Source organism: Bythopirellula superficialaquae (assembly GCF_059632245.1).
The window spans coordinates 1277625-1297242 of the sequence record NZ_CP197426.1; the positions used below are offsets into that span (position 1 = coordinate 1277625).

The 19618-nt window shown below is 55.7% G+C and carries 17 protein-coding genes and 1 tRNA gene; 9 read left to right on the forward strand and 9 right to left on the reverse strand.

Translation table 11 applies throughout. The features are described 5' to 3' along the window. Window positions 1–23 precede the first annotated feature (23 nt). The 3 genes from SH678x_RS05310 to SH678x_RS05320 all read left to right on the forward strand — a co-directional run bounded on the left by SH678x_RS05310 (window position 24) and on the right by SH678x_RS05320 (window position 1554). On the forward strand, window positions 24–500 hold the full coding sequence (locus tag SH678x_RS05310; RefSeq protein WP_496921846.1) for a CBS domain-containing protein: 477 nt from the start codon (window positions 24–26) through the stop codon (window positions 498–500). A 23-nt stretch (window positions 501–523) separates the two neighbouring features. Next, window positions 524–739, forward strand: a complete 216-nt coding sequence (locus SH678x_RS05315) for a hypothetical protein (protein WP_496921847.1) — start codon at window positions 524–526, stop codon at window positions 737–739. A gap of 68 nt (window positions 740–807) precedes the next feature. Beyond that, complete coding sequence (locus SH678x_RS05320; protein WP_496921848.1) at window positions 808–1554, forward strand: hypothetical protein; 747 nt, start codon at window positions 808–810, stop codon at window positions 1552–1554. Here the strand turns inward: SH678x_RS05320 and SH678x_RS05325 are convergent. The 3 genes from SH678x_RS05325 to SH678x_RS05335 form a co-directional block, all read right to left on the reverse strand. Next, a complete protein-coding gene (locus SH678x_RS05325; protein WP_496921849.1) occupies window positions 1551–2204 on the reverse strand; it encodes a bifunctional 4-hydroxy-2-oxoglutarate aldolase/2-dehydro-3-deoxy-phosphogluconate aldolase in 654 nt (217 codons plus the stop codon). The two genes, SH678x_RS05320 and SH678x_RS05325, sit on opposite strands and share 4 nt — an antisense overlap. Window positions 2205–2222: 18 nt before the next feature. Continuing rightward, complete coding sequence (uxaC, locus tag SH678x_RS05330; protein WP_496921850.1) at window positions 2223–3626, reverse strand: glucuronate isomerase; 1404 nt, start codon at window positions 3624–3626, stop codon at window positions 2223–2225. Window positions 3627–3731: 105 nt separating this feature from the next. Then, window positions 3732–3803 (reverse strand) — tRNA-Cys (locus SH678x_RS05335). A 325-nt stretch (window positions 3804–4128) separates the two neighbouring features. On the opposite strand from SH678x_RS05335, the gene SH678x_RS05340 reads away from it, so the two are divergent. After that, window positions 4129–4461 (forward strand): hypothetical protein, encoded by a 333-nt coding sequence (locus tag SH678x_RS05340; RefSeq protein WP_496921851.1) that lies wholly within the window; start codon window positions 4129–4131, stop codon window positions 4459–4461. Window positions 4462–4478: 17 nt separating this feature from the next. Further along, complete coding sequence (locus SH678x_RS05345) at window positions 4479–4814, forward strand: hypothetical protein (RefSeq protein ID WP_496921852.1); 336 nt, start codon at window positions 4479–4481, stop codon at window positions 4812–4814. A 154-nt stretch (window positions 4815–4968) separates the two neighbouring features. Here the strand turns inward: SH678x_RS05345 and SH678x_RS05350 are convergent, their stop codons facing one another. From SH678x_RS05350 to uvrB, 3 genes are all read right to left on the reverse strand, one after another. Continuing rightward, complete coding sequence (locus tag SH678x_RS05350; RefSeq protein ID WP_496921853.1) at window positions 4969–5367, reverse strand: hypothetical protein; 399 nt, start codon at window positions 5365–5367, stop codon at window positions 4969–4971. Window positions 5368–5524: 157 nt separating this feature from the next. Then, complete coding sequence (locus tag SH678x_RS05355) at window positions 5525–6361, reverse strand: hypothetical protein (RefSeq protein ID WP_496921854.1); 837 nt, start codon at window positions 6359–6361, stop codon at window positions 5525–5527. Window positions 6362–6394: 33 nt separating this feature from the next. Then, window positions 6395–8467, reverse strand: coding sequence for an excinuclease ABC subunit UvrB (gene uvrB / locus SH678x_RS05360; protein WP_496921855.1), 2073 nt, complete (start codon window positions 8465–8467; stop codon window positions 6395–6397). Window positions 8468–8573: 106 nt separating this feature from the next. Here uvrB and SH678x_RS05365 point away from each other — a divergent pair, with 106 nt between their 5' ends. From SH678x_RS05365 to SH678x_RS05375, 3 genes are read left to right on the forward strand one after another with little or no spacing between them, the layout of a single operon-like run. Beyond that, a complete protein-coding gene (locus SH678x_RS05365; RefSeq protein ID WP_496921856.1) occupies window positions 8574–9284 on the forward strand; it encodes an RNA polymerase sigma factor in 711 nt (236 codons plus the stop codon). Further along, on the forward strand, window positions 9271–11487 hold the full coding sequence (locus tag SH678x_RS05370) for a serine hydrolase (protein WP_496921857.1): 2217 nt from the start codon (window positions 9271–9273) through the stop codon (window positions 11485–11487). The genes SH678x_RS05365 and SH678x_RS05370 overlap by 14 nt, the downstream gene beginning before the upstream one ends. 39 nt (window positions 11488–11526) lie before the next feature. Further along, the gene (locus SH678x_RS05375) at window positions 11527–12909 is read left to right on the forward strand and encodes a serine hydrolase (protein WP_496921858.1); all 1383 of its coding nucleotides are present in this window, start codon (window positions 11527–11529) and stop codon (window positions 12907–12909) included. Window positions 12910–12936: 27 nt separating this feature from the next. Here SH678x_RS05375 and SH678x_RS05380 read toward each other — a convergent pair whose 3' ends face one another. Further along, the gene (locus SH678x_RS05380; protein ID WP_496921859.1) at window positions 12937–13344 is read right to left on the reverse strand and encodes a GNAT family N-acetyltransferase; all 408 of its coding nucleotides are present in this window, start codon (window positions 13342–13344) and stop codon (window positions 12937–12939) included. Between the two features lie 5 nt (window positions 13345–13349). After that, window positions 13350–14789, reverse strand: coding sequence for a magnesium chelatase (locus tag SH678x_RS05385; RefSeq protein ID WP_496921860.1), 1440 nt, complete (start codon window positions 14787–14789; stop codon window positions 13350–13352). A 213-nt stretch (window positions 14790–15002) separates the two neighbouring features. On the opposite strand from SH678x_RS05385, the gene SH678x_RS05390 reads away from it, so the two are divergent. Further along, complete coding sequence (locus SH678x_RS05390) at window positions 15003–17642, forward strand: cation:proton antiporter domain-containing protein (RefSeq protein ID WP_496921861.1); 2640 nt, start codon at window positions 15003–15005, stop codon at window positions 17640–17642. 74 nt (window positions 17643–17716) lie between these two features. On the opposite strand, the gene ilvD is transcribed toward SH678x_RS05390, so the two are convergent. After that, entirely contained in the window at window positions 17717–19408 is a 1692-nt protein-coding gene (ilvD, locus tag SH678x_RS05395; protein ID WP_496921862.1) for a dihydroxy-acid dehydratase, read from the reverse strand. Window positions 19409–19618 lie beyond the last annotated feature (210 nt).

Here is a 19618-nt window from a genome sequence, read left to right on the forward strand (position 1 = left end):
GTTTCGTAAATGGGGAGAGAACCATGAGCACTGCAATGCAAAAACTCGCAAATTTGCGCGTCGAGCAGGTGATGGCTCGGGATGTCATCACCGTTCACGAAGACTGCTCGATGATTGAGGCTGCCAAGATGCTGCATAACTATGGCATCACGGGAGCACCAGTCGTCGATGACTACGGTCGTTGTGTAGGCGTGCTAAGTGCCAGCGATTTCGTGCAATCGAAATACGAAGTGGGCTGCAACTGCGTGACGCATGTGGTGACCAACATCGATTGTTCGGGATTGTTGCGCGCCGAGGAACTCGACAACGAATCGGTGCGAGCGCACATGTCGCCCCACGTGCAAACGATTCGCGAGCATCGGTCCATTGTCGACGCTGGAAACATCATGTGCCACGAACACATTCATCGCTTGATCGTGGTGGATCGTCAGGGGAAACCCATCGGAATTATTACGAGCTTGGACCTCGTTTCGGCGATGGTCAACGCTCCCCAAGAATGAACTCACGTTTGAAGGGTCTGTGTATGGCAACTGCTTCACGTTCTCCGCTTGATAGTCTGCGTAGCTGGCATTCCGTGGAAAGCCATCCCGTTTGGTTTCGCAGCTTTCAAACAAGCGAACAGGAAAATCTCGTCAAGGACGACCTGACTGCCAGCTTTAGCGTGGCTGGGGTTCTGGTCTCCGTCGTGGCGCTCGGTTTTCTGCTGATCGCCGGCAGTGTGCTGTGGATCGTCCTCTAACGGGTTGCACGGCACGTTCGCGTGGCGTTAAATAAGGTTCTTCTCGCACACCAATTCGAGGGAATCTTATGCGATGCCGTGCGCTGTTGCTCTGTTTGCTTATTGTGTTGTTCGCGAGTGTTGTGTCCGCCGAGGAGCTTCCACTTTTGGTGGAAGAATCCTTTGACGGGGATCTCGCGCGTTGGCAGACGTCAGATCCCCCGGGTGCGGAGCCGACGTGGACGATCCAGTCGATCAAGCTCAAAGACGTCGGAGAAACATTTGCCCGCGCGATGGGTGGTAGCAAGTACGAACCGCCCTATCGTAGTCCTTGGAACATTGCACTCTTGAAGGAACCTATCGTGGGGGACTTTGAGCTCTCCGTGCGCGTACAAAACACCAACTACGAAGCGGGCGATCACCGCGATTTGTGCATCTTCTGGGGCTATCAAGATCCCTCGCATTTCTATTACGTCCATCTCGGCGCGAAGCCCGATCCGCATTCCTGTCAGATATTTGTCGTCGATGGTGCCGACCGCAAGATGATCACCGACAAGCAGTCCACCGGCACGCCGTGGGGCCGTGAGTGGCATCAAGTCGAAGTCCGCCGCAATGTCGAGACTGGCAGTATGGAAGTTTACTTTGACGATCTAGAAACGCCGCTGATGACCGCCAACGACAAACGATTTACCTGGGGCAGGGTGGGGCTAGGCACATTCGATGACCACGGCAATTTTGACGAGTTCAAACTGCGCGGCACGAAGATCGATCCCATGCCCGCGGCGGCCAAGCTGCCCAACGAGTCGATGCCCAACAAGACGATCCCCAACGATTAGCTCACACGCGCCGTGTCGATGATCGTGCGGGCTTCGCGAGCATTCTGTTCGATGGCTTGCCAATCTTTGGCCGCGATCTTGTCGCGAGCAGCCAGCCACGAACCGCCCACGGCCGCGACCAAGGGTTCGGCCGTGTATTCCGCCAAGTTCTTGGGACCAACACCCCCCAGCGGAATGTATTTGACGCCCAAATGATTGTACGGCGGCGACATCGCTCGCAAGTAATTCAAACCACCAAGCGCTTCGGCGGGGAAGAATTTCAGTCGACGGCAACCGCAAGTGAGCGACATTTCCACGTCGGACGGCGTGGCGATACCCGGTGCAAAGGGCAACTCTGCCTTGATCGCCGCTTCAACGACCGCAGGATTGAGCCCCGGCGACACGCCGAACGCAGCCCCTTCAGCCACCACTTGCCGCACCTGCTCGGGCATCAGGATCGTGCCGATACCGACGATCATCTCCGGCACGGATTTGCGAATCTCCTTGAGCGCATCAATGGCCGCATCGGTACGAAGCGTGAGCTCCATCGCGTTGACGCCCCCGGCGAGTAGCGCTTCCGCAACAGGCACGGCGTCCGCGGCATGATCAATAATCAACACGGCGAGCACGCCGGTGGTTTCAAGCTGGTCAAAGATAGCAGGAACACTCACGCTTTGTACTCCAGAAAGTTAAACCGCCAAACCTAAATATTCCTTGGCGTTGTGGTAACAGATATTGCGAACCATTGGACCCAACAGTGAATCATCGTCGGGGATCGCACCGTTCTCGACGTCGGTTCCCAGCAAGTCGCATAAACATCTGCGGAAATACTCGTGCCGGGGATACGACAGAAACGATCGCGAATCGGTCAGCATGCCGATGAACCGTGCGAGCAGTCCTTGCGACGACAGGGCGTTCATCTGCCACTGCATCCCTTCCCATTGATCGAGGAACCACCAGCCGGAACCCATTTGGATTTTGCCGGCGATTTCGCCGTCTTGGAAATTGCCGATCATCGTGGCAATCACGTAATTATCCGCTGGGTTGAGATTGTACACAATTGTTTTCGGCAAGGCGTTTTCTTGTTCTAAACGATCGAGGAACTTCGCCAATGCCGTGGCCTGTGGCGAATCGCCGATTGAATCGCAACCGACGTCGCGGCCGAGTTGCTTCAGTAGTCGCGAATTCGCATTGCGTAGCGCACCCAAATGCAGTTGCATCGTCCAGTGCTTCTCGGAATTGAGCTGACCCACGTAAACCATTAAGTGCGTGGCAAACTGGCGTTGTTCCTCGGGTGACACCAAATGGCCCGCGCGAGCTTTGTCGAAGATCGCCGCCGCGGTTTTTTCGTCGCAGAAATCGGCGTAGCAATTGTTGATGCCGTGATCGGAAAGCCGGCAGCCCTGCTCGTGAAAGAAATCGTGCCGTTGCTTGAGCGCGGCGAGCAAGTCAGCAAATTTGCTAATTGCCATGTTGCTCACGGCGGCGAGCTTATCAACCCACGTGTTGAACTGCTCAGTCAGATCAATTTCCAACACCCGATCGGGACGGAACGTCGGATAGACCCCCGTGCCAAGATCACTGCCCGCGATCTGTCTGTGATATGCGAGATCGTCGGTCGGATCGTCGGTCGTGCAAACAGCGCGAACCTTGAACTTCTGAAAGATCCCCTTGGGGGTCAGTTCATCGGTGTTGAGCAGCGCGTTGGCTTGTTCCCAAATCCGCGGGGCGCTTTTTTCGTCGAGCAGTTCGTCGATGTCGAAATACCGTTTCAGTTCCAAGTGGGTCCAATGGTAGAGCGGATTGCGCAGTGTTTGGGGCACGGTGCGCGCCCAGGCCAGGAATTTTTCGTAAGGCGCGGCATCGCCGGTGCAGAATCGTTCAGAGACGCCGTTCGCCCGCATGGCCCGCCACTTGTAGTGATCGCCCCCCAGCCAGACCTTCGCAAGGTCGCCAAAGCGGCTGTTGGAGGCCATCTCCGCCGGGGGGAGGTGGGTGTGGTAATCGAGAATCGGTTCGTCCGCGGCAAACTCGTGGTAGAGCCGTTGGGCGGTTTTGGTGCGGAGCAAGAAGTCGTCGTGGATAAACGGCATGGCTAATTCTGGGCGGGCCGAGATAAGGACAAAAAAAACAAGATAAGTACAAAAAAAGAGCTGCTTGCATCACATAGGATAATGCAAGCAGCTCTCCTTAGCATGAGGCGCCGGTGAGAGTCGAACTCACGATGTCGGATTTGCAATCCGATGCCTTAGCCACTTGGCCACGGCGCCTAATTCGTGGTTCAGGACAGATTTCCTGAACGCTTCGCAACGTATTTTCGGACGGGTCAGCCACTAATCTTGAGCGGTTAATCCGAATTTGCTGCTGTTCGTGCAAAGTTAAGCAATCAAGGGGTTTCGGTCAAGTGCGGCTATTTTTTCGGTTGAGTAAGCCAGGTAATATGTGAGTACTTTGGCTGATACGGCGAGCCCGCTAAGCGGCGCCGATCTTTTGCAGTTGCCAGCACCTAGGACTCGATTCAATAGATACCGGTTCACAGGGATAGGCTGCCGCGGCACTGCTCGGTGAGCCCACTCAAGGCCGAAGGAGCTTACCTTGATCAAGAAAATCATCAGTTTGTTACTTGGACACACCCATTCCAACGTCGAGCCACTGATCCGCCAGATCGCCGAGCAAAGCTTGGCCGAAGTCTGTCAATTGGTGGATGGTCGCATGGTGGGGATGAGCCTCGCCGAAGCACGTGGCTACGTGCGGGCGCGAGCCACGCAAATCGTAATGCACGAAACGCGCCTTGCGATTGCCAAATCGACCAATGTCGAATTCGCATCGATGGCCGACATCGTGCGTCAGGCGACCGAGCGGTTGATTCCCCAAGTGATTCGCAAAATGCACGTTGGTGCTCACCAAGCCTCGCGCGTCGCGGCCTAGCGTAGCGCGTTCCTGCCATGGACACGACCGACTATCCCTCGTTGCCGAGTCTTGCGCGCATCCACGCGCGGTTGGCGCGCGATTGCCGCCGCGTCGAACAAATTGTCGATGGCCAGTTGGACGTCATCGAGCAACTCTTTCATGCCACGACCGCCGAAGATTGGGCCGGGGTTGCCAAAGCAACTCAGATTCTTGCCAATCTCGAGCCCGCCGAAGTCGGCGCCGAAGTCGTGAGCGAAGCTCGCAAGCTTTCCGAAGAGCTCACCCACGCACAGGCAGGGCTCAAACAGCCCAAGCATCTGGCGAATTTGTTAGCGGCATGCCGAGCGGCCAGAAGTCGAACACGGTCGTAGCCGCGACTTAACAAGTCGCACGGCTCTCAACCTTGCAGCAAGAAGTTACACGCGACAATAAATCGCGTGAGTCATTGCTTAATGAAATCGAAGCAACAGCCATAGCCGCGACTCGACGATTCGCCGGAAATAGGCAAAAGACAGCTAACGACGCTTACCAATACCACGACGCTGGATAGGTGTTGAGAATCGGTTGTTGATAGCCGGTGTACCAAGAGAAAGGCTGACCACCGGGACGGGTCCAGGCTGGTGAGTACATCGAAGTTGTGAACGGCATGGTGGCTGCCGTCGGACGGCCGGGCGTAAAGCCGTACCAGCGCAGCGAGGCCAAACGGTCCATCCGCTGCTGGGCCTTCAGCTCAGCTTTCTGCATGGCGATCGACTTTTCGCGTGGTTTCTCTTCGCTCGCGCCGTAATACCACTCGTTCTGATCCGCCTTGGCTTCGATTTCTGCCTTAGTCGGACGTTGAGCATTGGCTTGGCTGGCCACCCACACCTGGCAGAACGAAAACGCCAAAAAGATCGCCGAAAAATGCAAGGTTCGTGAAGACATAGAAGGATGCCCGCAAGCTTGGAGGGTGGTTACTCAGCAAAGTCAGTCATAACTTCCATTCGGCAAGGGCAGGGGGGGGCATTGAATCGGAGCACGCTCAACGCGGCTCAATGGGCATTTGGGTTGCCGAAAAAACAAATTAGTCAAACTTTACCGCTCACTGTTTCTTAGTGGTCGCCCGCTTGGCAAGATATTCCCTGAGCCAGTTGGTTTCCCCGCGGAGAAACAGCGGTCCGATCATGGTGCCGATCCCCAAAAGCACGATGCCGCCGTTGACCAGAAGCATCGCGATGCGGGACAAGGAACTTTCTGTGGTTTGGCCATCCGTGGTCATCACCACGAGAAACAAGAGCAGGAACAATCCCATGCCTCGCATACCGACCGCGACCTTCACTTGGCGTTCGGACTTCTCGCGCTTGTGCCAGGAAATTTCCCAAACCGTAAACAGCACTTGATAGGCAATCAGGCTGATTAAAGAAAATCGAACGCCACGGTCAGCAAGCAACGTGCCATCAAGCTTCTCACCTGCTTCGGTCAACATGACCAAAAGCAGCACGGTCCCAATTCCGCCCAGCAGCAGATCGACGAAGGCCCCCATCCACGGTTCGTATTTCGCGCGAAGATGAGACTTCGGCGCCGTCGTTTTCCCAGCGCGTAAAGCAGCGACAATCGTCCAGACATGCCAGTTGTCGTAGCTCGCCGCAGCCCATTGCTGGATCTGCTTTTCCAAGAACCATAATTTGGCAAAATCGCACAAGATTGCGACCCACGTACCAATCAGCAGAAACATCAGAAGTTGGCGCGCCGACCAGTCGAACCACAGCATCCCCACGAGCGGAACGCCGCCGAGAAAGAGAGAACGCAATCCATTGCCCAATTCATCGAATGCGTAAGTCTCTGCGCGGCGTTTCAGGGCCAACGGAGCATTGCGATGAAATCGCTCCACGTCAGCAGGAGTGATCGCGACCTCTTCGTTGTCGTACTGCTTGTGCATGGCAACGAGGATACTTGGAGCGGATGTCGTCGGCTAGACACCCCGCTTGGGCCTGGGAACTTTGTTCCCCATCTTGCCGGTGCCGCGGCGGCGTTTTCCTGATCCGCCGACTTTTTCCTTGATGGCATCGACCGGTTGGCCGATCGCATCTTGCATCTGCTCAATGCGGTCGCGAATCGCCGCGGCACGTTCGAATTCTAGATTCTCTGCAGCGCTGAGCATTTCAACTTCGAGTTCGGCGATATATTCCTCAGTGATGTATTTGGTCTCTTCTGTTTTGCCCACCGCGGCGTTGGCTTGGGCATGAGCAGCGGCGGTGGCTTCGATGCCGCGGTGAATCGCCTTGCGGACCGTTTCGGGAGTGATGCCGTGCTTCTCGTTGTACGCTTGTTGTAACTTGCGGCGGCGTGTGGTTTCGTCGATCGCTCGCTGCATGGAATCGGTTACTTTGTCGGCGTAGAGAATCACCTTCGCGTTGACGTTACGAGCCGCGCGGCCGATGGTTTGCATGAGCGATGTTTCGCTCCGCAAGAAGCCTTCTTTGTCGGCATCCAAGATCGCCACGAGCGAAACTTCCGGCAGGTCCAAACCTTCGCGTAATAAGTTGATGCCGACCAAAGCTTCAAAGCGACCTTGCCGTAAATCACGCAAGACTTCCACACGCTCGAAGGCATCCATCTCGCTGTGCAGCCATTTGCAGAGCACGCCATTGTCGGAGAAATAGCCCGACAAATCCTCAGCCAGACGCTTGGTCAGCGTGGTCACAAGAGTTCGCTCGCCATTGGCGGCTCGTTCTTTGATTTGTTCGAGCAAGTGGGGAATTTGCCCGCGCGCGGGGATCACTTCGATCACGGGATCCAACAAGCCCGTGGGTCGGACCACCTGCTCAACGACCTCACCGCCGGTGCGTTCGAGTTCGTAAGCAGCCGGAGTCGCCGAGACGTAGATCACTTGGTTGTAACGCTGTTTGAATTCGTCGAACTTGAGCGGCCGGTTGTCGAGCGCGCTCGGCAAACGGAAGCCGTGTTCTACGAGCGTCGTCTTCCGGCTGCGATCGCCAGCGTACATGGCGCCGATCTGCGACACCGTGGCATGCGACTCGTCGATGAACAGCAAGAAATCTTTGGGGAAAAAGTCGAACAGCGTGAAAGGCGGCTCGCCCGGCGCACGGCCACTCAACGGTTGGCTGTAGTTTTCAATCCCAGGGCAGTAGCCCACTTCCATCATCATTTCCACGTCGAAGCGTGTGCGCGCATTGAGACGCTGGGCTTCGAGCAACTTGCCTTGCTCGCGGAACAGCTCCAAGCGTTCGCGGAGTTCCTGGCGAATACTATCGACGGCATTGTGGATGCGATCTTCCGGCAACACGAAGTGCTTGGCCGGATAAATGTAGATTTCGTTCAAGTTGTCGATCGTCTCGCCAGACGTGGCATCAATGATCGATAGCTTCTCGATATCATCGCCCCAGAATTCGATCCGATAGGCGAACTCTTCATACGAGGGCCAGATCTCCACGCAATCGCCACGGACACGGAACTTGCCGCGCGCAGGATCGGTGTCGTTGCGCTCGTATTGAATGTTGATCAAGCGTTCGAGCACCTTGTCGCGATCCAAAGACTCGCCCACCCGCAAACCGACCATCATGTCTTTGTAATCTTGCGGCGAACCCAAGCCATAGATGCACGACACGCTGGCTATCACGATCACATCGCGGCGGCTGACCAAAGAACTCGTCGTCGCTAAACGCATGCGGTCGATTTCTTCATTGATCGAAGCATCTTTTTCGATATAGATATCGCGTTGAGGGATGTAGGCTTCCGGCTGGTAGTAGTCGTAGTAGCTAACAAAATAGCTCACCGCGTTGCGGGGGAAAAATTCCTTGAACTCGCTATACAATTGGGCGGCCAGTGTTTTGTTGTGCGAGAGAATCAGCGCAGGGCGCTGGAGCTGCTGAATCACGTTCGCCATCGTGAACGTCTTGCCGCTGCCGGTCACACCCATGAGCACTTGCTCGTTTTGGCCGTGCTTGAGGCCTTCGACGAGCTTTTTGATGGCAGCGGGCTGGTCCCCGGCGGGTTGGAACGGTGATTCTAGCTCAAATTGCATGGCAGGTCGGGTCGTTGTGATCCGCGGAGAGGCATCTTATCTGAAGCTACAATCGTAGCGCCCAACCCACCATTAGACCAGATTTGCCGTTCGCGGATGAGTCTTAATGGCGAGTTCTTCGGGAAAATTTTCTCGGCAGGCGGCGGTGGTCCAGTTGGCCATGCGGTCTGCGGTCAGCAATTGCCGATTCACCACGCACGGTTTTTGTACGATAGGTGGACTAATTTTTTGGATTCTTTGTAAGGCCACGCTCGTTCAAGTTACCAACACCTATGAAAGCAGGTTTGAGTTGCTTGAGGATGATCAACAATCGGTGTTTCTCTCGTGGCTGGATGAGCATGGCTCGTCGGTGTTGAAGGTCGCGCGCGCCTACACGCTCACCAGCGACGAGTGCCAGGATTTAGCGCAGGAAATATTGCTGCAAGCCTGGCGGTCGCTGCCCAACTTCGCGGGTCATTCCAGCCCGGCGACGTGGTTCTACCGCGTGGCCCTGCACACGGCGATGAACTGGCAACGCAAAGACAAGCCACGCCGAACTTTGCAGCAACCGTTGCTGGAAGTACAAACCGTGGTGACCGAGGGCTGTGACAGTACCGAGAACGTGCAACAACGTGAAATGGTCGAGCAGCTTTACGACGCCATTCATCAATTACCAAAAGGTGATGCGGCACTCGTGCTTTTGTATTTGGATGAATTGAGTTATCGAGAAATGGCCGAGGTGCTTGGCATTTCCGAAAGCAACGTGGGAGTGAAACTCAACCGCGCGAAGAAGACCCTCAGCGATTTGATGAACGGCGAGTCCCATGAACCGAGATAATGCGATGGAACCCGACAAATTTCAACAAGCTTGGCAGTCGCAAACGGCTCGCTCTCGCGTCACTGTTGATTCGAATTTGTTGCTCAATGAAGTGCTGCGTAACCAACAAACATTCCAAGGGACAATTTTAGGGCGCGATATCGGTGAGATTGTCGTAGGTTTGGGATTGATCCCGGTGTGGTTTTTTATGGGGGCGATGTTGTCGTTGCCATGGACGTGGTATCTCACTGTCCCCGCCTGCATTTGGGTGAGCGGGTTTATTGCGATCGACCGCATTCGCCATAAGCCAAGACAGTTTGGGCCTGGTGAGCCACTGATCCAAAGCGTGCGGGCTTCTTTAGCTGACGTGGAACATCAAATTTGGTTGCTGCGCAATGTCTTCTGGTGGTACTTGCTGCCGTTTGTGATTTCGCTCTTCACGTTCTTTATTCACGTAGCATGGCTCAGGTCGTCGAACATCTGGTCCGCGATTTTCCCTGGCCTGTTCGTGGCCGCTTTATACACGGGCATTTATTACCTCAATCAACGCGCCGTGCGGACGCAACTCATGCCACGCCGGCAAGAGTTGCTTGCCTTGCTCTCAAGTCTGCAAGATGAATCCAGCACCATGGATCAGGAACAACTCCACACCGAAGAAAGTCTGATCGACACCGTTGATGGGCAATCGTGGCGGCCACTGATTTCAAATTTTGTCTTGGCGGCGGGCGTAGTCATTATCGCCTCCATCGCAGCGTTTTTCGCTGGCAAAGCCATAGCGGGCTATCCGGAGGTTTCTCCTTTCGCGGCGGTGCGCTGGGAAGATTCTCAGCCCGAGGTCAAAGTCGATGGCGAGTGGTTCAAGCTCGTGTCGATTGATGATGTCTCGATCACGAAGATCATCGACTTTAGCAAAACGACCTACGACGACTTGTGGCAGAAACGGTTCGAGGAGGACCTCGTCGAACTGATGGCTGGCATGGGGCACGAGCCGTCGGAGAGTGTCCGATTGGTCGTGGTCCCCCTCTTTCCGAAAGACGCCAAGGAACAGATCCTCGAAGATGTTCCCCTAACCGAGGCCAATCGCCGCGCAATTAAGTACGAGGCCTTGAAAAAAGAATTCCGCGTCGAACCGCAGGTAACGTATGACGGGCCTGCCCAAAGCAACGGTCCCAAGGGGGATTGGCTGGCAGGCTTAGTCACCGAGCAGCGCAAGGAGAAAAATCTCGTCGGGCTCGCCGCGATGGTGATGATCGACGGGCAAGTCGAGGCCGTAGCGGTGCAAGGTGAACGCAAGCTCGACAGCAAGGTGTCGCTCGAAATCGATGACCGCTGGCATCTAGGAGGAATCGCCAAGAGCATCACCGCCACGATGATCGCTCGCTTGATCGAATCGGGCAAATTGAATTGGGATGATACCGTCGGCGAAATTTTTCTTGATGATTCCGTGCATGAGGATTGGCGACAGGTCACACTCAAGCAGTTGCTGACAGATACGGCCGGCGCGCCGCGCAGCTTCTCCATCGAGACTCGTCGCCAGCATCCTGCACTTGGTTCCGAATCCACAAAGGCTCGCCGTGAGGCCGTGCTGGAAGTGCTGTCTGACCAACCCGACTATCCGCCGGGAGAAAAAAATGTGTACTCGAATGTGGGCATGACCCTAGCCGCGGCTATGGCCGAGAAGGTCACCGGCGAGACTTGGGAAGACCTTGTGAAACGCGAAGTCTTTGAACCGCTCGACTTGAAGGGCTCGGGATTCGGCCCTCCCACAAGCTCCGACGAAAAACTCGAACAGCCCCGGGGTCACCGGAACGTCCGGCATTTGAAAGTCGCGACCAATGACAAGCGAGACAACACATTTATCATGAGCCCCGCGGGTGCCGTGCATATGACGCTTGGCGACCTTTGCGCGTATGCCATGGAGCACCTTCGTGGCGAGCTTGGTGAAGGAAAACTGCTTTCGGCGGATAATTATCAACGGCTGCACACGCCCGAGTTGGATCGACAAGCCAGTGGTTGGGTCAAGAAAGAACCCAGCACCGAAATTCCCTACACGGTTTATTGGCACAACGGCACGAACACGATGTGGTATGCCCTCGTGGCGTTCATCCCCGACAAGAACCTGGTGGTGGCCGTCACCTCTAACGACGGCGATTTCGAGTTGGCCGAAGTGGCCGCTTGGGAAATCGTCGAAGCCACCGTGAAATCATCCGGTGATAGCCAGTAGTAACAAACGATAGTCAGCACACACGCGAGGGCTTATCCCATGTCAAATTGCCTGCGAATTTTGAAAACAGCCTCATTCTTGGCCGTATGTCTAGAAGTGCTCATCCCTTTGCAGGGCAGGGCGATTGATTTCAAAGCCGAGGTCGATCCGCTCGCGCAGTCTTTGCTGAACGACGGGCTGGCCGTCGGTTTCGTGGTTGGGATTTACAAGGACGGCGAAACTCAGGTCCTGAGTTACGGAGAAACCGAGAAAGGAAGTGCCATCGCCCCCGACGGCGATACGATCTACGAAATCGGCTCGGTTAGCAAAGTCTTTACGGGTGTGTTGCTCGCCGACTTGGTGCAACGTGGGCAAGTGAAGCTTGATGATCCGCTGCAAAAGTATTTGCCCAAGGCCACAAGGTCATCACTGACCAATCGATCGGGTATCACCTTCGAACATCTGGCCACCCACACCTCAGGGTTGCCAGCCTTGCCGGATAATTTGTCGCCGGCCGATATCATGAATCCCTACGCCGACTACACGCACCGTCAGGCGTTTGAATTCTTGAAGAATTACAAGTTGACTCGTCTCCCCGGCGAGTACGAGTATTCGAACTACGGCATGGGCCTGTTAGGAATTCTTTTGTCGAGTCGCGAGAAAATGCCCTACGAACAACTCATGATCGAACAGATTGCCAAGCCATGCGATATGAATGACACCTGCATCAAGCTGACCGACAAACAACGCGAGCGGCTTGCTCCGCCCTATGACGCGACTTTGCAAAAATCGAAGAATTGGGATATTCCGACTCTCGCCGGTGGGGGAGCAATTCGCTCCACGGTCAACGACATGCTCAAGTTCATTGCAGCCAATCATGCCGAGGATGACCAACCCCTGACAAAAGCCCTGCGACTTTCGCACGAAAAGCGGCATGCGATGGAAGAGGGCGAAGCCATAGGCCTCGCTTGGCATATTGAATCCGACGGTATCACCCGTTGGCACAATGGCATGACGGGGGGCTATGCCTCGTGGGTGTCCGTGGTTCCGGGTCGTGACGCGGGCGTCGTTGTGCTCTGCAATACGGCCTGCGAAAAGATCACCGAGTTCGGTCAAAATATTACGCGGATCACCTTGGGAGAAACCATCGAACAGCCGGAAGCCCCAGCAGTTGTGAAAGTTTCGCCGCGCACGCTCAAGTCTTATGAAGGCGTGTATGCCATCACGCGTCAGTTTGCACTGACGGTCAAACTCGAAGGAGATCAACTCACGGTTCAAGGAACCGGGCAGCCACCGCTCCAAGTGTTTCCTGAATCGGAATCGAAATTCGCGTGCAAGGTGATTGACGCGCAAATCACCTTTGCCGGCGAAAAGGATGGCAAAGCGGCGATGCTGATCTTGCATCAAAATGGGGCTGATCAGGTCGCGAAACGTCAGGATTGAGTGCCTTGAATCCTACGGCCATCGCGGCTACTTCGTACCCAAAATCATCCAGCAGGAATCGTGTTTCTGCATGCCGATGTGGGGATAGTAATCCGCCGCAGCCGGGGCGGCGAGCAGGATCAAACGAGTCTTCAGACCGGCAGCTGCGTGGGTCCGGCGGACAAGTTCCTTGCCAATTCCCTTGCGCTGAAACTGTTCGTCGACCGCGAGATCAGAGAGATACGTGCAGTAAGCAAAGTCGGTGATGGCCCGAGAAATGCCGACCAACTTGCCGTCGCTGCGAGCCGTGATAATCACGTCAGCGTGACGCAGCATACCCTCGATCGCAGCACGATCATCCACAGGCCGACGCTCCGCAAGTGTCGAACGCACGAGCAGGTCGACGAACTCGTCGCAGGTGAGATTGGGTTCGAGGTTGTAGTTGATCGGGTTCATGCGGTTCACATCTCATACACAATCCGCCCGTGCGATTGGCTGCGGCTGATGCGGTCGGTGGCGTAGAGGCCCGCGAGGATGAACTCAACGCACGAAGCGCGCACGGCTTCGTTTTGGCTGGCGTTGACCTCGAAGGCTTTATCCCAGACTGGCGGAACCCGCTGCAGGAGTTTCGCATAGTGGGAGGACGGCAGCATATCGCCCACTTCGATCTTCACTCCTTCGGAGAATATTTGCGCAATTTCAGCAAGGCCGTGCTTGTCGACATATTCGTTGAACACAGTGGCGATCGCCTCGGCCAGCACCGCGTCCAGCACCTGCTTCTCGCTCATTTGATGGGTCCCCATCAAGTCGAGTTCCAACTTGCCGAGTGATGACGCATAGAGATGTCCGAGATCGCTGATACGCGGGACAGCTGGTGATTCGCCCAATACGGCCGCTCGTTGCCGGGCACTGGCCAGCATCGTGCGGAAGTTGGCAATCGACAACCGCGCGCTCACGCCGGATTGATGATCCACGAATTTCGATTTCCGCGCGGCTCGGCTGACCTCTTCCACCAGTTCCTTCATAAAATAAGGAACAACGACTCCATTTTCAGAATTTTCCGCCTTCCCTTTTCCACCTTCGCCCTTGTTCTCCGCCTCTTGTTCCAAGATTTGTACACCCAGCTCGCGTTCGAGCGGGTAATGCGTCTGAATCATTGAACCGATGCGATCCTTGAGTTGCGGGATGACTTTGCCGCTGCGGTTGTAAGTGGCGGGGTTCGCGCTAAACAGGATCAGCACGTCGATGTCGAACTTAATGGGATAGCCGCGGATTTGCACGTCGCGTTCTTCCAGAATGTTGAACAAGCCGACCTGCACGAGCTCATCCAGCTCGGGGAGTTCGTTCATCGCGAAGATGCCGCGGTGCATGCGTGGGATCAAACCAAAGTGCAGCGAGTCTTCGGCACTCATGCTGATGCCCGAGGCCAATTTGGCGGGATCGATTTCGCCGATGATGTCGGCAAATTTTGTCCCGGGGGAGAGCCGCTCGGCATAGCGATCTTCGCGGCTCCACCAACCGATGGGAACATCCTCGGCCGCGCGCTCCGCAATGATTTGCTTTCCTCGCCGCGTGATCGGCAGATAAGGATCGTCATGTACAGGAATCTCGGGATCGGCGATGAAGGGAATCGCGTCGTCCAAGAAACTAGCGACTAACCGCATCAGGCGACTTTTGGCTTGTCCCTTTTCGCCGAGGAACAGAATGTCGTGCTGCGCGAGAATCGCGATATTCAGTTCAGGAATGACAGTATCATCGTAGCCGATGATACCCGGGTACAGTTCTTCGCCTGCTTGCAAGCGACGCATGAAGTTGTCGTGGATCTCTTGTTTAACGGTTTTCGATTGCCAACCGCTGGTGCGGAGTTCAGCCAGAGTCGCGGGGCGCACGGTTGCAGTCATAATCATGTTCCAAGTTCAAAAGTGTATGGCTGGAAACTATTGTTCGATTATAGGACTCATCGATTGAAAGCCAACTCGCGATGAAGCTGAGACGGTTCTGATCGCTGTTTTGCAGAGCAGACATGGATCGGGGTGGAACCGACCGGCGATCTGGGTTAGGTTTGGGCGAGACACATTCATTCACACGTCGCGACCCCACCTAGCTCGATACATATGCACGAATATCCCCTGATTAGCACGCTAGCGATAGGCTTCACCGTGGCCTGGGTCCTGGGCCTGCTGACGCAGAGAATGCGCCTGTCGCCGATTGTGGGTTACCTGCTCGCTGGGGTGGTGATCGGTCCGCATTCGCCCGGGTTTGAGGCCGACATTAACTTGGCCCATCAACTGGCCGAGGTCGGCGTTATTCTGCTAATGTTCGGCGTTGGCTTGCATTTTCATCTCAAAGATTTGTTAGCGGTTAAGGGGATCGCTATTCCTGGTGCTATCGCACATTGTTTGATTTGTACGGTCGTCTCCGTGCCGATTTACACTTGGTTAGGCTTTTCAACGGACACGAGCCTTGTCCTAGGTTTCGCCTTATCGATTGCAAGTACTGTCGTACTTATGCGCGTACTGATGGATGCGGAAGAACTCAATTCGCATCAAGGCCACGCCGCTGTTGGATGGCTCTTGGTCGAGGACGTGCTTTCGGTCATTGTTCTGGTGTTGATTCCTGTGCTAGGTCAAACGGAAGGTGTGGAAGTCGCAACCGGTCCAGCAACGCATCCCGCGCTAGCAATTACTTGGGCACTCATGAAGCTCGTGGCAATGGTTGCCATTATGTTGATTGCAGGAGCAAAGATCGTACCCTGGGCGTTGGTAAAAGTGGCTCGCCTGCGCTCTCGCGAGCTATTCACCCTGACAATTCTCGTATTCTCGGTCGCGATTGCCGCAGGGACCTACGTGCTGTTTGGAACTTCCATGGCACTTGGCGCATTTCTGGCGGGTATGGTTGTCGCTCAATCTCCTGTCAGCCATCAGGCTGCCGCCGACGCCTTGCCCCTGCGCGATGCTTTTGCAGTACTGTTTTTTGTGTCAGTCGGGATGTTGTTCGATCCCGATATTCTAGTGAGTCAACCACTCATGATTCTCGCCACGATGGGGATCATCCTAGTCGTGAAATCAGTTTCGGCAGTCATCATCGTGGCCTTTTTAGGTCACTCAGTGCGAATGGGTTTGACCGTGGCCCTTGGGCTTGCGCAAATCGGTGAATTTTCATTTATTCTTTCTAACCTGGCGCAAGAATACGGGTTGATGCCGATCGAAGGGCATAGTTTGCTTGTTGGTGGGGCAATATTATCAATTACGATTAACCCAATTCTTTATCGTAGCTTACACCCCGTCGAAAATTGGCTCCGTCAACATCCGCGTTTGTGGCGCTTACTAAACGCCAGGGCTGAACGCCGCGTGCAAGGAGCGAATGACGTGTCGATGGCTCAAATTGCCGCCTACGGCGACGACGCCAAGCTTGCCATCGTGATTGGATATGGCCCCGTAGGCCGTGCCGTGGATCGACTTCTCCGCGATGCCGGAATGGATACCGTCGTCATTGATATGAACATGGACACCATCACCGAATTGCACACCCAGCGCCGTGTGGCCATTTTTGGCGATGCAGCGCGGGAAGCCATACTCGAACAGTCAGGCGTAAAAACCGCGACGCATCTTGTCTTAACTCTCCCAGCAGCCACGGGTCGCACGGCGATCGTCGCGTTGGCCCGAAATCTTAATCCCAAGGTGCGAATTCTTGTCCGTGCCCACTATTTGCGCGAACGCGAATACCTGGAACAAGCGGGGGCCACCGCCGCCGTGTTTGAAGAAGGGGAAGCCGCCGTCGCGCTTGCGCGGCTGGTGCTTGTCGACACCGGAGCCAGCAAGGAATCGGTCGAGCATGCGGTGCGCGATCTGCGAACGCAGCTCATTTTGGAAAACGTCAGCAACCTCCAAACCCAGACCGTGCGCACGATCATGGTCCCCTGGACACGTGTGCGTCGGCTTTCCAGTTCCGCGACCGTCGACGAAGTGCGCCGTCAAGTTGCTGAGCATCACTATTCTCGCTGGCCGATTGTCGATTCTCAGACCGCGCGGACAACCATGTATCTGTTGGCCAAAGATCTTGTCACCGAAGGAACCGAGAGCAGCGATTGGCTGCGACTGGCACGACCACTTTCCGCGGTGAGTGCCAACACCGACATCGAAACCGCGCTCGCTCATTTCCAGCGCGAGAATGCCTCGGTTTGCCTCGTGGAAGACAACGGCAGTCCCGTCGGGCTGGTGACGATTGAAGACATTCTGGAGCAAGTCGTCGGCCGTATCGAAGATGAATATCCGCGCGAGCCCAAAATATTTCTGCAGGAAGCACTACTGACAGGGGGTGTTGTTCTGAATTTACGCGGCAGCACGCCTCAACAAGTCATCAGTGAACTCGCCGCAAACATTCCCACAGGGCTGTTGCCGCTGGGGACGGACGTAACCTATCTGGCCCTGGAGCGTGAACGCGAACTCCCCACGTGCTTAGGATGCGGCGTGGCGATTCCCCACGCCCGCGTGCCGGGACTCACGCGACCGCTGGTCGTTTTTGGACGGTCGCAAGAAGGGGTGTTGTTCAATCCGGATTCGAGCGAAATCGTGCGTCTGGTATTTTTGCTCGTCACCCCCGACGATCAGCCCGACGTGCAAGTCGTGCTGCTGAGCCAACTAGCAAGCCTCGCCGGTAGCAGCGAGATCCGTGACCAGCTTGAGAAAGCGGACTCCGCTCCTGAGGTGATGGATATCTTTTCGGCAGGGAATCGGCAAGAAGTACAAAGTTAGCCGGCAGTGTTCCACTGCCGTGAAAACAGTGCAAATACCTTTACTCGGCATCGGGGCGATGCCGGCTAACGGCCTCACTCGTCCGTCACGCAACCTTCGCTCGCGCTTTTCACATTCTTAATATACTTGTAGAGCGTGCCACGGGTCGCTTTATACGCTGGGGCTTTCCAGGCAGCACGTCGGGACTTGAATTCCGCGTCGGAGATATCGACGTCGATCGTGTTCTTCTCCGCGTCGATGATGATTTTGTCGCCGGTTTTTACCAGCGCGATGGGACCGCCCATTTGCGCCTCGGGCGTAACGTGCCCCACGATGAATCCGTGAGAGCCGCCGCTGAAACGGCCATCGGTGAGCAAGGCCACGTCACTTCCCAAACCGGCACCCATGATCGCGCTGGTGGGGGTGAGCATCTCGGGCATGCCCGGCCCCCCTTGCGGGCCTTCGTAGCGAATAACTACCACGTCGCCTTTATTGATCTTCTCTTGTTCGAGCGCGTGCAGCATGTCTTCTTCGCTGTCGAACACCTTGGCCGGTCCGGTGAATTGCAAACCTTCCTTGCCGGTGATTTTGGCGACCGCGCCGTCAGGGCAAAAGTTGCCCCGCATGATGCGGATGTGACCCGTCTTTTTGATCGGATCGGAAAGCGGCTTCACGACCTCTTGCCCGGCTTTGAGTCCTGGCAAATCGGCCAAATTCTCGGCAATCGTTTTGCCCGTGACAGTCAGGCACGAGCCGTCGATCAAGCCTTCGGCGAGCAACATCTTCATGACTGCTGGCGTGCCCCCCACGGCGTGCAATTCTTCTTGCACGTATTTTCCGCTTGGCTTGAGATCGGCGAGCAAGGGGATACGATCACTCACTTTTTGGAAATCGTCGATCGTGAGTTCGACGTCGACACTGCGCGCCATGGCCAACAGATGCAGTACGGCATTGGTTGAACCCCCGACGGCCATCGTGAGCACCATCGCGTTTTCAAACGCCGCGCGGGTCATGATGTCGCGTGGTTTAATGTCGCGTTCCAGCAAAACGCGGATGGCTTTGCCCGCTTCCAAACATTCCTTGATCTTGTCGGGGTCTTCAGCAGGAATCGATGAACTGTAAGGTAGCGACATCCCCATCGCTTCAATGGCCGAGGCCATTGTGTTGGCGGTGTACATACCGCCGCAGGCCCCCGCGCCGGGACAACTCGAACGCACGATTTCCTTGCGTTCGTCTTCAGTGATTCGCCCCGCCAGGAATTCGCCGTAACATTGAAACGCGCTCACAACGTCACGCTTCTGGGAGTCGCCGCCGAAGTGCGTGAATCCTGGTTTGATTGTGCCGCCGTAGACCATCAGGCCGGGGCGGTTCAAACGACCCATCGCCATGATGCAGCCCGGCATGTTCTTGTCGCAACCGGGAATGGTGATACAGGCGTCGTACCACTGGGCCCCCATGACCGTTTCAATCGAGTCGGCAATCAGATCGCGCGATTGCAGCGAAAAGCTCATGCCGTCGGTCCCCATCGAAATGCCGTCCGACACGCCAATCGTGTTGAATCGCATGCCAACGAGTCCCGCCGCTTTCACGCCTTCTTTGACCTTAGCCGCCAGATCGAGCAGGTGCATGTTGCACGTATTACCTTCGTACCAAACGCTGGCGATGCCGACCTGCGCTTTTTGCATGTCGTCTTCGGTCATCCCCGTGCCGTAGAGCATCGCTTGCGAGGCTCCTTGGGACTTGGGTTGCGTGATGTGGCTGCTGATTTTATTGAGTGCTGCGGGCACGATTACGATCCTTAGTTTGCGGTTTGGTAGGCCTGGAGACGAGAAACGACCATTGTAACCCCATTCTGGCCACCGGCGCAAGCCCGTGGTTTCTGTGGGTTCGACCACAGGCTTGCGCCGGCGGCTAGGGGGATGGCGTCACGATTGGTATAAGCCTTCCAATGTGACCCCGCCCCCAAAGAACCGCACGTCGTGGCTGAGGTTCGCGCA